The sequence below is a fragment of the Pseudomonas sp. WS 5078 genome (assembly GCF_012985745.1).
In the GTDB taxonomy this organism is placed as follows: domain Bacteria; phylum Pseudomonadota; class Gammaproteobacteria; order Pseudomonadales; family Pseudomonadaceae; genus Aquipseudomonas; species Aquipseudomonas lundensis_A.
Map to the genome: position 1 here is coordinate 178,560 of NZ_JAAQWX010000008.1, position 16,549 is coordinate 195,108.

At 63.2% G+C, this 16,549-nt stretch carries 4 protein-coding genes; 3 read left to right on the top strand and 1 reads right to left on the bottom strand.

Features of this window, described 5'->3' with window-relative positions; translation table 11 throughout:
- Positions 1-76: 76 nt before the first annotated feature.
- The 3 genes from dsbD to dsbG are packed head-to-tail and all read left to right on the top strand — an operon-like array spanning position 77 to position 3,441.
- Positions 77-1,819 carry a protein-disulfide reductase DsbD gene (dsbD, locus tag HBN68_RS13175; protein WP_169964322.1) on the top strand — a complete coding sequence of 581 codons (1,743 nt, stop codon included), beginning with the start codon at positions 77-79 and terminating at the stop codon, positions 1,817-1,819.
- Positions 1,820-2,689: a TlpA disulfide reductase family protein gene (locus HBN68_RS13180; protein WP_169964320.1), complete on the top strand. Its 870-nt coding sequence runs from the start codon at positions 1,820-1,822 to the stop codon at positions 2,687-2,689. It abuts the gene before it with no gap.
- Positions 2,668-3,441, top strand: a complete 774-nt coding sequence (dsbG, locus tag HBN68_RS13185; protein WP_169964318.1) for a thiol:disulfide interchange protein DsbG — start codon at positions 2,668-2,670, stop codon at positions 3,439-3,441. Before HBN68_RS13180 ends, dsbG begins: the two co-directional genes overlap by 22 nt.
- Positions 3,442-3,488: 47 nt before the next feature.
- On the opposite strand, the gene HBN68_RS13190 is transcribed toward dsbG, so the two are convergent.
- A complete protein-coding gene (locus HBN68_RS13190) occupies positions 3,489-16,490 on the bottom strand; it encodes a non-ribosomal peptide synthetase (RefSeq protein ID WP_169964316.1) in 13,002 nt (4,333 codons plus the stop codon).
- Positions 16,491-16,549 lie beyond the last annotated feature (59 nt).

Sequence of the window (16,549 nt, forward strand, 5' to 3'; positions counted from 1 at the left end):
GATTATGCCGTTTTTAACACTCGGTTAATCAAGTGCCGCCAAGGTAGCGTCAATTCGAACATCCAGGGTTTGGCGCATGCCTCAGTTGATTGTGTTTTTTTTCCTGCTACTCACGGGTTTGAGTCAGGCGTACGCCAGTGACAACCCATTTGAACAAAAGGCTGATTTCCTGCCGGCTAACCAAGCATTTGTGTTCACGTCCGAGCCTTTGCCTTCAGGTGAAACCCGGCTGCAATGGCAAATCACCAATAAATACTACTTGTACAAAAAACGCTTCAAGTTCGAAGGACTGGATGCCGCGCATCTGCCGGTACTGCCTGAAGGGCAAGCACACAGCGACGAATTTTTCGGCGCCACGCAGGTGTACCGCGACTACCTGGAGCTGCTGATCCCGGCAGGTGCCAGCGGTCAGGTCAACGTCAGTTGGCAAGGTTGTGCGGACGCCGGGCTGTGCTACCCGCCACAAAGTCAGACGCTGGACCTGGGTGGCACGCAGGCGGTTGTCGAGCAGGGGCAGGCCCAGGATCAGTCACTGGCCGCCAGCTTGCAGCAACGCTCGCTGGGCTGGAGCCTGTTGCTGTTTTTCGGACTCGGCCTGCTGCTGGCTTTCACCCCGTGTTCATTGCCCATGCTGCCGATTCTCGCCGGGCTGGTGGTCGGTAGCAGCGCGGGCCCAGGCCGTGGCTTTGCGGTTGCCGGCAGTTATGTCATCAGCATGGCGCTGGTGTATGCCGGCCTCGGCGTGCTGGCCGCGCTGCTCGGTGCCAATTTGCAAGCGCTGTTGCAACAACCCTGGCTGCTGGGCAGTTTTGCTGCGCTGTTTGTCGTGCTTGCTTTGCCGATGTTCGGTTTTTTCGAACTGCAATTGCCTGCGGCGCTGCGTGATCGTCTGGAAACCGCCGGACGCGGGCGCAAAGGTGGCAGCTTGATCGGGGCCGGTGTCCTCGGTGCCCTTTCCGGCTTGCTGGTCGGGCCGTGCATGACCGCTCCGCTGGCCGGCGCCTTGCTCTACATCGCGCAAAGCGGCAATGCCGTGCAAGGGGGCCTGGTGCTGTTCACCATGGGCGTCGGTATTGGCATGCCGTTGTTGCTGCTGGTCACGGTCGGCAGTCGCTTCCTGCCCAAGCCAGGGGCCTGGATGAACCTGATGAAGGGTCTGTTTGGCTTCCTGTTCCTGGGCACCGCGCTGCTGCTGGTGCGCCCGGTGCTGGATGAATCGCTGTGGCTGGCCTTGTGGGGCGTGCTGTTGCTAATCGTGGCAGGCAGCCTGTGGCAACAGGCGCAACAGTATTTGCGCGTGAAAGCGCTGTTTGCGCCCCTGGGCCTGCTGGCGGGGCTGTGGGGCAGTCTGATGCTGATCGGCGCCGCGGGCGGCAGCACCGACCCTTGGCAGCCGATGCAGGTGTACACCGCAAAAACAGTGGCCGGCAGCCCTTCACAAGCGGCCCACGACGCGTTCATCACAGTCAACAACTTGCCTGACCTGGAGCGCGAACTGGTAGCCGCCAAGGCGCAGGGCCAATGGGTGATGCTCGACTACTACGCGGACTGGTGCGTGTCCTGCAAAGTGATGGAGAAAAAAGTGTTCGGCCAACCGCAGGTCATGCAAGCCCTGCAAGGTGTGCGTTTGTTGCGTCTGGACGTGACCGACGATACTGTCGCCAGCCGCGACCTGCTCAGCCGTTATCACGTACCCGGCCCCCCTACGTTTATCTGGATCGGGCCGAACGGGGTTGAGCGTCGCGCCCAGCGCATCACGGGCGAAGTGAGCGCCGAGACCTTTTTGAATAACTGGCAATCCACCCGGGAACTCCACTAAATGCTGACCCTGACCATCGGTTCGTTTGCACTGGCAATCAACCACCTGTTGCTGATCCTGGCCCTCGCTCTGGCGACGCTGGTGGGTTGGCGGGTGGCCAAACGCGGCGGCGAAAACCCTGAGTCAGTGCTGTTCAGCCTGTTCCTGATGGGCTTGCTCGCGGCGCGTATCGGTTTTGTCATCGCCTACTGGCGCTACTTCCAACAGGACCCGCTGCAAATGCTTGACCTGCGCGATGGCGGCTTCCTGGCGTGGACAGGCTTAGTGGCGGTGCTGGTGGGCGCTGTAATCTGGGGCTGGCGCCGCACGGGCTTGCGACGCCCCCTGGGCTGGGGAATAGCCAGTGGCCTGGCATTCTGGCTACTGGCCAGCTTGGCCTCGAACCTGTACGAAAAAGGCACGCAATTACCTGACATCGTACTGCGCAACGCCAATGGCGAATCTGTCCAACTGGACAGTTACAAAGGCGGCCCGCTGGTGATCAATTTGTGGGCCACCTGGTGCCCGCCTTGCCGCCGCGAAATGCCGGTATTGCAGAACGCGCAGCATGCACACGAAGGCGTGACGTTCCTCTTCGTCAATCAGGGCGAGAGCATGCAGAGTGTCAGCACCTTCCTCGAAACTCAGGGCCTGAACTTGAGCAATATTCTGTTCGACAGTGGTGGCCAGTTGGGGCAGAAAGTCGGCTCCATGGCGTTACCCACTACACTGTTCTACAACGCGGACGGCCGCCTGTTGGCCAGTCATTTGGGCGAGTTGTCCGAAGCCAGCCTGGCGCGCGCCCTCGAGACTTTTGATCCACCTATTTCACCGTCAGCCCGCCCGGGCGACCCTGCAAGGAATACCCAATGCGTAACCGCACACTGTTAAACCTGAGCACGACCGCCCTGCTTGGCGCGGCCCTGCTGCAATCGCCGTTGTTGCACGCCGAAGAACTGCCACCGGCAATCAAGAAAATCGAAGCCAAGGGCGCGAAAATCGTCGGCAGTTTTGATGCGCCAAGTGGCCTGCGCGGGTATGCCGCGCAGTATCAGAACCGCGGCATGGCGCTGTACCTGACCAAAGATGGCAACGTGCTGGTAGGTAATTTGTATGACGCAAACGGCAATGACCTGAGCCTCGCGCCGCTGCAAAAGATGGTGTACGAACCGATGGCCAAGGAAGTCTGGGCCAACATGGAGAAAACCCACTGGATTGCCGACGGCAAAAAAGACGCACCGCGCATCGTGTATCTGTTCAGCGACCCCAACTGCCCGTACTGCAACATGTTCTGGGAGCAAGCCCGTCCGTGGGTGGACGCGGGCAAGGTGCAATTGCGCCACATCATGGTCGGCATCATCCGTGAGGACAGTCCAGGCAAGTCCGCCGCTCTGCTCGCCGCCAAAAACCCGCAGCAAGCCCTTCACGACCACGAAAAAGCCGGCAAGGCCAGCACCCTCAAGGCACTGGGCAGCATCCCGGCTGACGTGCAGGCCCAGCTCGACGCCAACATGCAACTGATGTCGGAACTGGACGTGGCAGCGACCCCGGCGATTTTCTACCTCGACGAACAGGGCAACCTGCAACAGCAGCAAGGTGCGCCGTCGCCGGAAAAACTGGCGAAAATCCTCGGCCCGAAATAACCCCCTGTCAGGCCCGTGCCGGTGACACGCACGGGCCTGAACGTTGATTACAGTCCTTCCAGTTCCGCCATCAAGTCACTCAGACGATCAACCTTCTCTTCATTGATCTCGCTGTCTTCCAGCCCCTGGATGTACTGCGCCAGTGCCTGTACGCAACTGCACTCAAACATCGCCCGCAATGGCACGTTACGTTGCAACACCTTCTGCACCCGTGACGCAATTTGCGTGGCCAGCAGCGAATGCCCGCCCAATTCGAAGAAGTTGTCGGTGATCCCCACCCGGTCCACCTGCAACACCTCAGCCCAAATATCGGCCAGGGTCTGCTCCAGTTCTGTACGCGGCGCCACGTAATCTTCGCGCGGCTGTTGGCCGATCTCGAGTGCGGGCAGCGCTTTGCGGTCCAGCTTGCCGTTGGCATTGAGTGGCATCCGCTCCAGCCACGTCCAGTGCAGCGGCACCATGTACTCCGGCAGTTCGGCACGCAGACGTCGCTTGATGTGCTCCAGACGCTCGCCATGACTCAGCGCCGAAGGTGCGGCCACCAAATAGCCCACCAGGTACCTGCCATTGGCACCCTCCTGCACGCCAACCGCTGCGTCACGTACATGCGGCTGTTCATGCAGCCGCGCTTCAATTTCCCCCAGCTCGATACGGTAACCGCGAATTTTTACCTGATGGTCGATGCGCCCCACGTATTCCAGCACCCCGTCCATGCGACGACGGGCCAGGTCGCCGGTGCGGTACAACCGCTCACCCGGCGCGCCATACGGGTTCGGCACAAAAGCCGTGGCGGTGCGCAGCGGATCACTCACGTAACCGCGCCCCACCCCGGTGCCCGCCACACACAACTCGCCCACGGCGCCCAGCGGCACCAGTTGCAAGGCGCTGTCCAGCACATACAAACGGTTGTTGTCGGTCGGCGTGCCGATCGGCAAATAGCTGCCTTGGGTCGACGCCTGATCGACACGGAAGAACGCCACGTCGTCAGAACACTCAGCCGGACCATAGGCGTTGACCAGCCCGATCCCCGGGTACCGCGCCAGCCATTGCTGGGCCAGTTCGGGCGGCATCGCCTCACCCGTCGGCAACATCCAGCGCACACTATCGAGCGGCACGGGCTCCTGCGCCAGCATCCCCTGAATCAGCGACGGCACGCTTTCCAGCACGCTGATGCGCTGCGCAGTGACCTGCGCCAACAATGCCTGCGGGTCATGGGCAAGGGTGTTCGGCACGATAGCCACCTGGGCACCAAACAACGGTGCGGCCAGGAACTGCCAGACCGAGATGTCAAAGCTTTGCGAGGCGGTCTGGGCAATCACGTCCCGCCCGGTCAGTTGCAGGTACGGCACTTTACTCAATTGGTTGTTGAGCATGCCGCGCTGTTCCACCATCACGCCTTTGGGCAAACCGGTCGAGCCCGAGGTGTAGATGACGTACGCGAGGTGGTCCGGCTGGCTGTAAACCTGCGGATTATGCTCAGCGAGCGCCGCGGCTTGTACCTCCTCCCACACCAGCAGGCGCGGACGGACCGGGCACCCGGCGTCGTCGATCAACCCTTGCGCCTGTTCCCGGCACGCTTGGGTGCACACCAGTAATGGCGCGCGACTGAGGTCAAGGATGCGGCTCAGACGAGCACCCGGCAGCCCCGGGTCCAGCGGCAAATAACCGGCCCCGGCCTTGAAGCTGCCGATAATCATGCCCAGCAACGGCAAGCCGCGCTCAGCCAGCAACGCCACAGGTTGGTCTGGGCGCACACCGGCAGCGATCAGGGCATGCCCCAGGCGATTGCTGGCCGTATTCAGCTCGCGGTAGCGCCATTGCTCATCCAGACAAGTGGCCACAATACGCTCGGGGTGCGCCGCCACCTGTGCTTCAAACAAGGCGACATAGCTCTGCTCCAGCGGGTAGTCGCACTGGCTCTGGTTGCAGCCGTCGATCAGGAAGGCGCGCTCACTGTCGTCCAGCAAGGGCAACTGCGCCATGTCCCCTTCCAGCCCGTCCATCAACGCCAACAGCAGGCGCTTGAAGTGCGCCAACAACCGTTCGACGCTGCTGCGCTCGAAGTAGCGCTGGTCATAGGACAGGTGCAGGCCCAAGTCATCACCGGGGTAACACACGGCTGTCAGCGGGAAGTTGGTATGGGTGCGGCCTGAGTCCGAGGTTGCCTTGAGGCGCTGCGCCCGGTCCATGACCGACATGTCCACGGGCGCGTTCTCGAACACGAACAAACTGTCGAACAGCGGCTGGCCCTTTGGCAGCTCACTGCGCTCCTGAATCGTCACCAGTGGCAAGTATTCGTACTCGCGCAGCTCCATGTTGTGCGCCAGCAGATCGCTCAACCATTGACGCACGCTCAGCGCCTGCCCGTCCTCCGGCATCTGCACCCGCAGGGCCACGCTGTTAATGAACAACCCGACCGTCTGCTGCATCTGCGGCAACGCCACCGGGCGTCCGGCCACAGTGACGCCGAACAACACGTCACGCTCGCCGCTGAACCGGCGCAGCACCAATGCCCAGGCCGCCTGAGCAAAGGTGTTGATGGTCAATTGATGCTGTTGCGCCAGCTCCCTCAGCCGCACGCCGTCCTGCACCTCAAGCCGGGTATAGCAATCACCCACCAGCATGCCGCCGCTGTCGCCTGCATGCTCGCGCAGGAAAGGACGGTCGCTCGGGATGTACGTGGTGTGTTCAAAGCCTTGCAAGTTACGCTGCCACCATTGGTTGGCCTGTTGCAGGTTTTGCTGTTGCAACCAGCCAATGTAGTCGCGGTAGCGCGGCGCCAGCGCCAGTTGTGGCGCTCGGTCCTCGCCTAGCGCGCTGTAGATTTCGAAGAAATCGCTCATTAGCAATGAGCGGCACCATGCATCGATCAGGATGTGGTGGTTGCTCATCATGAACCAGTAGCGCGCCTCCCCGACCCGAATCAGGCGCAGGTGGAACGGCGCCTGGTTGAGCAAGTCGAAACCGGCTTCACGTTCTTGCTTGAGCAACGCTTGCAGCCGCGCTTCGTGGCCTTCCTGCGGCGCATCGCTCCAGTCCTGATAGTCCACGGCGGTGGCGCCGGGACGATGAATGATTTGCAGCATGTGCTCACCGGCGTTCCAGCAGAACGAAGCACGCAGTGCTTCGTGCCGCGCGACCACGGCTTGCCAGGCCCGGGCAAAACGTTGCGGGTCCAGCACACTGTTGATGCGGTAGCGGTCCTGCATGTAATACAACCCGGTGCCCGGCTCCAGCAAGGTGTGCAACAGCATGCCTTCCTGCATGGGGGTCATCGGGTACACGTCTTCGATGCACTCGGCGGGCACCGGCAGCGCGTCCAACTGCGCCTGAGTGAGCGCGGCCAGCGGGAAGTCCGACGGCGTCAGGCCCCCGGCACCGTCGCTCACACAATGCGCAATCAGCGCCTCAAGCTCGCGCAGGTAGGCCTGCGCCAGCGACTGCACGGTGGTCGTGTCATAGCGGTCAGCGCTGAAGGTCCAGCGCAGCAGCAGCTCGCCGCCGTAGACCTGACTGTCGATGCTCAACTCGTTGGGCAACGGCGCCTGCGGGTCATGGGCCGCCCCAACCGGTTCATCCAGCGGCCGGAATAACGCATCGCTGGCAAAACTCTGATCGAACTGACCCAGGTAATTGAACGTCACCGCCGCTTCCGGCAATGCGGCCAGTGCCTGCCGGGTCGCGCTGTCGGTCAGGTAACGCAGCACGCCATAGCCCAGGCCCTTATGCGGCACGCTGCGCAGGTGTTCCTTGATGGCCTTGATCGAAGCGCCCTGATCGTCGCTCAGCGGCGGGGTCAGGCGCACCGGGTAGGCACTGGTGAACCAGCCCACGGTGCGGCTCAGGTCGATACCGTCGAACAGGGTTTCACGCCCGTGGCCTTCCAGTTGCACCAACGTCGAGGGTTGCCCCGTCCAGCGGCACATGACCCGTGCCAGCGCAGTCAGCAACAGGTCATTGACCTGCGTGCGGTACGCGCCGGGCGCGTGTTGCAGCAATTGACGGGTACGCTCGGCATCCAGCCGTACGCTGACAGTCTGCGCGTGCAGGTATTGCCTGCTGCCCTGCGGCCGGGCGCACGGCAACACGACCGGTGGCCCGTTAAGTTGCCGTTGCCACTGCCCCAACTCTTCGCGCAGCGCATCGCTGCTGGCATAGGCCTGCAAACGTTCGGCCCAGGCACGGAAGGCGCTGGTCTTGGCGGGCAAATTCAGGGGTTGATGCGCCGCCAGTTGGCGGTAAACCGTTTGCAGGTCGTCCAGCAGCACCCGCCAGGACACACCGTCGATGGCCACGTGGTGAATCACCAGCAGCACGCGCTGCTCACCGTGCGGCCCGTTGAGCAGCAATGCGCGCAGCAATGGCCCGTCCTCCAGCGTGAGGCTGCGCTGGGCGTCGTCAAACAGTGCTTCGCTGGCGCGCCAGTCAGTCACATCGGCCTGCCACAACACACCGTGATCGGCATCGCCCCGGTATTCGGCGCGCCATTGCCCGGCACGGTGCTCAAAACCCAGGCGCAAGGCATCGTGATGCACCAGCAATGCCACCAGTGCCTGTTCAAGCAGCTCGGGTTCAAGGCGCAGGGTCGGCTGCAACAGCACTGACTGGTTCCAATGCTCGCGGTGCGGCATAGGGGTATCGAAGAACCAATGCTGGATCGGGGTCAACGCCGATTCGCCCGTGAGCTGTCCTTGCTCAGCGGTGGTCTGCTCGCAACGGGTGGCCACGCTCGCCAACGCGTGCACGGTTTGATGCTGGAACAAATCCCGCGGGCTGAAATGGATGCCCAGCTGCCGCGCCCGGCTGACCACCTGAATCGACAGGATCGAGTCGCCACCCAACTCAAAGAAGTTGTCATTGAGACCGACCTGCCCGAGGTTCAGCACATCACACCAGACCTGCGCCAAGCGCTGTTCCAGCGGGTTGCTCGGGGCCACGTACTGCGCACGGTTGAGCTCAGGGTCCGGGGTCGGCAAGGCGTGCCGGTCCAACTTGCCGTTGGCGGTCAGCGGCATGTTGGCCAGCAGCATCATATGAGTCGGCACCATGTAATCGGGCAACTGCGCCTTGAGCCGGGCTTTCAGCCCTTCGCGCAAGGCCGCGTGCTGCGCGTCCTCCGGGGGCGCTGCGTCGCACACCAGGTACGCCGCCAGCTGTTTGCCGCCGGGCATGTCCAGCGCCAGCACCACCGCTTGGCGCACGGCCGGGTGTTCCAGCAGGCGACTTTCGATTTCCCCCAGCTCGATGCGGAAACCCCGGATTTTGACCTGATGGTCGACCCGACCCACATATTCGACCAGCCCGTCAGCGCGTTGGCGCACCCGATCGCCGGTGCGGTACAGCCGTCCGCCCTCGTCAGAAAACGGGTCGGCCACAAAGCGTTCGGCGGTCATGGCCGGGCGCTGGTGATAGCCTTGTGCCAAACCGGCACCTCCCACGTACAGCTCGCCGATGGCGCCCTGCGGCACCCGCGCCAGCCCGGCGTCGAGGATGTACGCCACGCGGGCGCCGATCGCCCGGCCGATCGCCACACTGCCCGCCCCGTCTTCCAGGTGCTCAGGCGCCAGACTGGCCAGCGGCATGACCACGGTTTCTGTTGGGCCATAGGCGTTGAAAAACTGTTGCGGCTGGAACGCGGCCCGAATGCGTTGCAAATGCTCACCCGTCAAGGCTTCGCCGCCCGTGATGCACAGGCGCACCGGCAAGGTCTGCTGCTGCGTCGCCAGCCACTGCGCCAGCTGGCTGCCATAGCTGGGGGTGAACCCCAAAATATTGACCTGCTGCTCGCGTATCAGCTGGCAAATTGCCTGAGCGTCCCACTGCCCCTGAGCGCGCAACACCACCCGCGCACCGCTGAGCAACGGCACCAGCAAGCGCTCGGTCGCCGCATCAAAGTTGATGGAATAAAAATGCAGTTCACAGTCGTCCGGGCGCATACCGAAGGTGTCAATCACCGCGCGGCAATGCATGGCGATTTCACCGTGGGACACCACCACACCTTTAGGCTGGCCAGTGGATCCGGAGGTGTAAATGAGGTAAGCCTGATGCTGCGCCAGGCTAATCAGTGGCAGCTCGGCTGCCGGGTACGCCGCCAGTTGCGCGCCGTCTTCCTCTGCACACCAGCGCGCCACGCCTTGAGGCAAAGGCCCCAGTGCGTCAAACAACGCGCGGTGGCTGAGCAGCAGGCCTATGCCGCTGTCTTCGATCATGTAATGCAAGCGCTCCAGCGGGTATTCAGGGTCCAACGGGACGTAGGCGCCCCCGGCCTTGAGGATCGCCAGCAGACCGACCACCATCTCCAGTGAACGCTCCAGCGCCAGCCCCACGCGAACCTGCGGGCCCACGCCCCGTTCACGCAGCATCCACGCCAGACGGTTGGCGCGGCTGTCCAGCTCGCCATAACGCATGTGTTGACCGGCAAAGGTCAAGGCGATGGCCTCGGGACGCGTGCGCGCTTGTTCGGCAAACAGCGTGTGAATGCACAGGTCCAGCGCGTGATCGCCTGCTGGCGCAGCCATGGCCTGCCCCTGTTGTTGCAGCTCGTCGGTGTGCATCAGTGGCAAGTCGCTCAAGCGCTGTTGCGGATCACCCAGCAACGCCTCCAGCAGGGTGCGCCAGTGCGCGGCCATGCGGGCAATGCGCGGCTCATCAAACAAGTCCGTGCTGTAAGTCAGGCAGCACCCCAGCCGATGGTCGAGGTCGGTCACCTCCAGGTTGAGGTCAAACTTGGTGGCCCGCGCATCGTTGGCCAGGTACTCGACGGTCATGCCCGCCAGTTCGCGGCGCTGCTGGAATTCCCAGCGCTGAACGTTGCACATCACTTGAAACAGCGGGTTATAGGCCGCGCTGCGCGGCGGTTGCAGGGCTTCGACCACGTGATCGAACGGCAAGTCCTGATGGGACTGACCTTCAATCACGGTGTGCCGTACCTGTTCCAGCAACTCACCGACACGCATGTGCGCGTCGAGCTGGCAACGCAGCACCTGAGTGTTGAGGAAGGCGCCGATCAGCCCTTCACTTTCGGGCCGAATGCGGTTGGCCACCGGCGCACCGATGCGCACGTCGGTCTGGCCGCTGTAGCGATAGAGCAACACGGCCAACGTGGCGGTCATGGTCATGAACAGCGTCAGGCCGTGCTCGGCATTGAAGCGACGCACGCGGGCCGCCAGTTCATCACTCAGGTCAAAGCGGAACAACTCACCCTGATGGCTCTGCACCGGGGGCCGAGGGCGGTCGCCCGGCAACTCCAGCAGCGGGTGTTCATGCCCCAGTTTGGCGATCCAGTAATCGAGTTGGCGTTGACGCTCGCCCGACGCCAGCCACTGCCGCTGCCACACGCTGTAATCCAGGTACTGCACGGCCAACGGCGCCAGCGGCGATAAACGGTCATCGAGGAAAGCTTCATAGAGCTGGCCCAGTTCGCGGGCGAAAATATCCATCGCCCAGCCTTCAGTCACGATGTGGTGCAAGGTCAGCACGAAGTCGTGTTCGCGCTCCCCGGCCTTGACCATGCACGCCCGCAGCAACGGCCCGGTTTCCAGATCGAACGGGCGATGCGCTTCGGTGTCGGCCAGCGCCTGTAAACGCTGCTGCCGGGTGGCTTCGTCCAGGGCGCTGAGGTCGAGCCAAGCCATGTTTATGCCAGCGTCACGGTGCACCTTCTGACAGGCCACGCCGTCTACGCTCGGGAACGTGGTACGCAGGGTTTCGTGACGCAGGATCAGTGCCTGCAAGGCTGCCTCAAAACGACCCACATCGAGCACACCCTTAAGGCGCGCCATGCCGCCGACGTTGTAAGCCGGGCTGTCGGGCTCCATCTGCCAGAGGAACCACATACGCTGCTGGGAATACGACAACGGCACCGGTTGGCTGCGATCGACCGTTTCAATCGGCAGTTGCGTGTTGCGCGCACCGGCTGACTGAATCAGCGCCACGGCGTCCACGAATGCGCCCAGCTCACTGGCTTCAAACAGCGTGCGCAGCGCCAGTTCGACGTCACAGGCCTGACGTACCCGCGACACGATTTGCGTGGCCAGCAGGGAGTGGCCGCCCAAGGCAAAGAAGTCGTCACGCAGCCCGATGCGCGCCTGCCCCAACACGTCGCGCCAGATGGCGGCAATCTGCTGTTGCAGCGCGGTGTCTGGCTCGACATGTTCGCGCACGCACCATTGCGGTTGCGGCAAGGCGCGCGCGTCCAGCTTGCCGCTGGGGCTCAAGGGCATGGCCGCCAGCTGTATGAGCTGCGCGGGCACCATGTAATCCGGCAGTTCCCGTGCCAGAGCGGCACTGAGCTGCGGGCCATCGACCGCGTGATGTTCAACCGTTGTGAAGTACCCGATCAACTGCGGCCCGGCGGCCGTGTCGCGAATCAACACCGCCGCGTGTGCCACGCCGGGCTGCGCCAGCAAGCGCGCTTCGATCTCCTGCGGTTCGACCCGGAACCCGCGCACCTTGACCTGCTGATCGAGCCGACCGAGGTATTCCAGCGCACCCTGTGCGCCCCAGCGCACCTGATCGCCGGTGCGGTATAAACGCGAACCCGGCTCGCCCAGCGGGTCGGCAATAAACCGTTCAGCGGTCAAACCGGGACGCTGCTGGTAACCCCGCGCCAGGCCGCTACCGCCAATGCACAGCTCACCCGGCACCCCGGCAGGCAGCGGGTTGAGTTCGCTGTCGAGCACCCGGCACAGCACGTTGCCCAGCGGCCGCCCGATGGGCGAACGTTCGCCGTCGGCTACGCTGCAGGCCCAATGGGTGACGTTAATCGTGGTTTCAGTCGGCCCGTAACGGTTGTGTAACTGCACGTTCGGCAACCGCGCCAGCACCCGGTCCCGCAGCGCAGCCGGCAACGCTTCGCCCCCGGAAAACACGCGGCGCAGACTGCGGCAGTGCACGGTTTGCGGCTCGTCCACAAACACACGCAGCAGGGGCGGCACAAAGTGCAGCGTGGTGACGCCAAACTGCTGCACCAAATGCGCAATGCGCTGCGGGTCGCGGTGCTCGCCGGGCCCGGCCACTACCAGTTGGCAACCGGTCACCAATGGCCAAAAACATTCCCACACCGACACGTCAAAACTGATCGGCGCTTTTTGCATTAGCACATCATCGGCTTGCAGCCCATAAGTGGCCTGCATCCAGTGCAGACGTTCACTCAGCGCGGCATGGGTAATGCCCACGCCTTTGGGCAGGCCGGTCGACCCCGAGGTGTAAATCACATACGCGAGGTTATCGCCGTGCAGGTGCAGGCCCGGCGCATGGCTGGGCCAGGTGTCGAGCTTGAGCAGGTCCATCGCAATCACGCTGACGCCTTGCACGACGGGCAAGGCTGCCAGTAACGGGCTTTGGGTCAGCAGCAATGCCGCGCCGCAGTCCTCAAGCATGTAGGCCAAACGCTCTGGCGGGTAGTCCGGGTCCAGCGGCACGTAGGCGCCGCCCGCCTTGATAATCGCCAACAAGCCGATCAACAGGTGCGCTGAACGCTCGACCGCAATCGCCACCGGCACGTCCGGCCCCACCCCTTTGTCACGCAGGTAATTGGCCAACCGGTTGGCCTGGGCATGCAGCCCGGCAAAGTCGAGGCTGCCGCCGTCCCACAGAAGGGCCAGCGCGTCGGGCGTCTGCTGTGCCTGTTGCTCCAGCCATTGCGGCAACCACTGAGACGCCGCAGGGCAAGGCGCTGCGCCCCAACTTTGTTGCTCGGCGCATTGCTCGGCCGTGACCAGGTACAAGTCGCCCAATGCCTGCTCCGGGGCGCTGCTGACTTGGCGCAGCAGGCTGACGTAATGCTCGGCCAGACGCGAAATGGTGCCGGCTTCGAACAGTTCGTCGGCGTAATCGAACGACAGTTTCAGCCGTCCTTGCCGGTCTTCTTCGGCCTGCAACTGCACATCGAACTTGGCTTCGCGGCTGTGCCAGTCCAGCTCTTCGGCCAGCAAGCCCGGCAGTCGGTGCAAAGCCGCCGAGTCGCGCTGCTGGTGGTTAAACATGACCTGGAACAACCCCTGTTCACGGGCCTGCGGCAGCGCTTCGACCAACTGTTCAAACGGCACGTCCTGGTGCGCCTGTGCTTCGAGCGTGGCCTTACGGGTGTGCGCCAGCAGTTCATTAAACGGCAATCGCCCGTCCAGCTCGGCCCGCAGCACCAACGTATTGATAAAAAACCCCATCAGACCGTGGGTTTCCTGCCGCGGACGGTTCGCGCTGGGCACGCCTATGCGAATGTCACGCTGGCCGCTGTAGCGGTAAAGCAACGTTTGAAATGTCGCCAATAGCCACATAAACAGCGTGGTGTTGTGCCCGTGGGCTGCCGAGCGCACCGCGTCACTCAAGGCGGCATCCAGCGTCAGCGTATAGCGGGCAGCGCTGGACAGTGTGCGAGCCGACCGTGGGTGGTCAGTGGCCAGACGCAGCACCGGGTGCTCGTCGCCCAGTTGTTTGATCCAGTACTCGAGCTGGCGCCCGGCCTCGCCCTGCGCCAGCCATTGCCGCTGCCAACTGCCGTAGTCGGCGTATTGAACGGCCAAAGGGGCGAGTTCCAGCGACTGCCCGAGGCAGGCTGCCGCGTACAATCGCGAGAATTCGTCGACCAGCAGGTTCAGCGACCAGCCATCCGCGATGATGTGGTGCAAGGTCAGCAGCAGTTGGTGTTCGTGCGTGGCGAGCTTGACCAGCATGACCCGGAACAATGGGCCATGCTCCAGATCGAATGGGGTGCGGGCTTCTTGCTCGCGAATCTGCTGCGCACGCGCCTCTCGCTCAGCGGCGGGCACGTCGCTGATGTCAATGATGTGCAGGTCGAAACCGCCGGCTTCCTCGACACGCTGCATCGCCTGCCCGTCTTGTTCGTAAAAGCGTGTGCGCAACGCTTCGTGGCGCTCGACCAACTGCGCAAAACTGCTGCTCAGCGCAACCTCATCCAGTTCACCGCGCAAGCGCAGCGCACCGGGGATGGTGTAGGCGCTACTGGTCGGGTCCAGTTGCCACATGAACCACAGGCGGTTTTGCGCCAACGATTGTGGCAACCCTTGTTCACGCGATAACACGCTAATCGCTTCCGGCACCAGGTCCCCAGCGCCTTGCAACGTTGCAATGTGCGCGACGAACGCCCGCAGTGTCGGCGCTTCGAACAACGCACGCAGGCTCAACGCCAGCTTGAGTGCTTCTCGCAAGCGAGCGATCACCTGCGTGGCCAGAATTGAGTTGCCGCCCAACAGGAAAAAATGGTCGTCGGCGGTGACGTGCTCGACCTGCAAGTGTTCGCACCAGACCCGCGCGATCAACGCTTCCAGCGCGCAGCCGCGCGCTGCGACCGCTTCGGCCACCTGCGCACCGTCGCGGGACGGGAACTGCGCATAACAGTCGAGACTGCCATCGGCCAGCCGATGACCACAGGCAGAACGTTGCAGTTTGCCGCTGGAGGTTTTGGGCAAGGCGCCAGGGTTGAGCAGCAGCACCACACTCGGCGCCTGCTGGCAGGCGTCGGCCACCGCCTGGCGGATGGTGTTGATCAGCGCGTCGGGCGGGAGGATTTTTTGCACGCTGCGGCTGATCTCGGCCGCAATGCCGATCCCCTCTTCGCCTTGGACATTCACCGCGAACGCTGCCACCCGGCCTTTGCGCACGGCTTGTACTTCGCGCTCGATGGTTTTTTCGATGTCTTGCGGGTAAAGGTTTTGACCGCGCACGATCAGCAGGTCTTTCAGGCGCCCGGTGATAAACAGTTCACCGCCCTGCATAAAGCCCAGATCGCCCGTGCGCAGCCAGGTCTGGCCTTCGAGTTGAACGAAGGTGTTGGCGCTGGCTTCAGGGTTGCGCCAATAGCCGTGTGCAATGCTCGGGCCGCTGGCCCAGACTTCGCCCACGCAATCGTCTGCCAATACCGCCAGGCTGTTGGGCTCGACGATCAAGACCGCGTGATCCGGCTGTTGGGTGCCGCAACTCATGACCGCGCTGCCGTCACCGGCCACGATGCGGTTTTCTGCCAGCGCCTGTTCGTCCAGGCGTAACGCCGCAATGCCCTGCCCGCGCTGGCCACCCGCCACAAACAGCGTGGCCTCGGCCAGGCCATACGACGCGAAATAGCTGCTGGCACTGAAGCCACAGGGCGCGAATTTTTCAGCGAAGCGTTCCAGGGTGTCCTGACGGATCGGTTCGGAGCCCGAGTACGCGACGCGCCAACGGCTCAAGTCGAGGCCGGCCTTCGCACTGTCGCTGACCCGCTCGCTGCACAGTCGATAGGCGAAATCGGGGCCGCCGCTGATGGTGCCGCCGTATTCGCTGATGGCTTCCAGCCAGCGCAGCGGGCGCGTCAGAAAATACGCCGGTGACATGAGCACGCACGGCACGCCGCTGAAAATCGGCTGCAACAGGCCGCCGATCAGGCCCATGTCGTGGTACAGCGGCAACCAGCTGACGATCACATCGTCCGGGTTGAGGTCGATGCCAAAGCCACGACGGATCAGCACTTCGTTGGCCACCAGGTTGCCGTGGGTCACTTGCACGCCCTTGGGCAAGGCCGTGGAGCCTGACGTGTATTGCAAAAAGGCAATGTCATCGGGCTGCACATTCACCTGCTGCCACGGCTGGGCAAGGCCGGTTTCAAGCGCATCCACGCACAGTAGCTGCGGCGCGTCAGTAGCGCTCAGTGCGTCCATGAGCATCAGCGGCTGGCGCAGGTCGCTGCTGGTGAGCAAGACGCGGGGTTGGGCGTCCGCCAGAATCGACAGCAAACGTTCCTGATGATGGCGGCGCGCCGATTCGGGCGGGTACGCCGGAACTGCAATCACGCCCGCATACAAACAGCCAAAAAATGCCGCCACATAGTCCGGCCCGCTGGGGAACAACAATACGGCGCGATCCCCGGGCCCGGCCGTGGCCTGCAAGGCCGCCGCGATGGTCCGCGCGCGCCGGTCCAGGTCGCCATAGCTCAGCACCTGGCCACCCTGCGGATCGTCGGCAAGAAAGCGTAAAGCCAAGCGGTCCGGGGTGCGGGCTGCGCGCAGTTGCAGGGCTTGAGCCAATGTACCGGGGAGTTCGAACGCGTCCATCATGGGGGTTTCCTGTAGAGGGCCGACAGGGTTTCGCGGTGACAGCGAAACGCCAACAGGCT

Excerpts from the sequence above, each read along its gene's own strand:
- HBN68_RS13180 (WP_169964320.1), top strand. The coding sequence starts at position 1,820 with ATGCTGACCCTGACCATCGGTTCGTTTGCACTGGCAATCAACCACCTG.
- dsbD (WP_169964322.1), top strand. The coding sequence starts at position 77 with ATGCCTCAGTTGATTGTGTTTTTTTTCCTGCTACTCACGGGTTTGAGT.
- HBN68_RS13190 (WP_169964316.1), bottom strand. The coding sequence starts at position 16,490 with ATGATGGACGCGTTCGAACTCCCCGGTACATTGGCTCAAGCCCTGCAA.
- dsbG (WP_169964318.1), top strand. The coding sequence starts at position 2,668 with ATGCGTAACCGCACACTGTTAAACCTGAGCACGACCGCCCTGCTTGGC.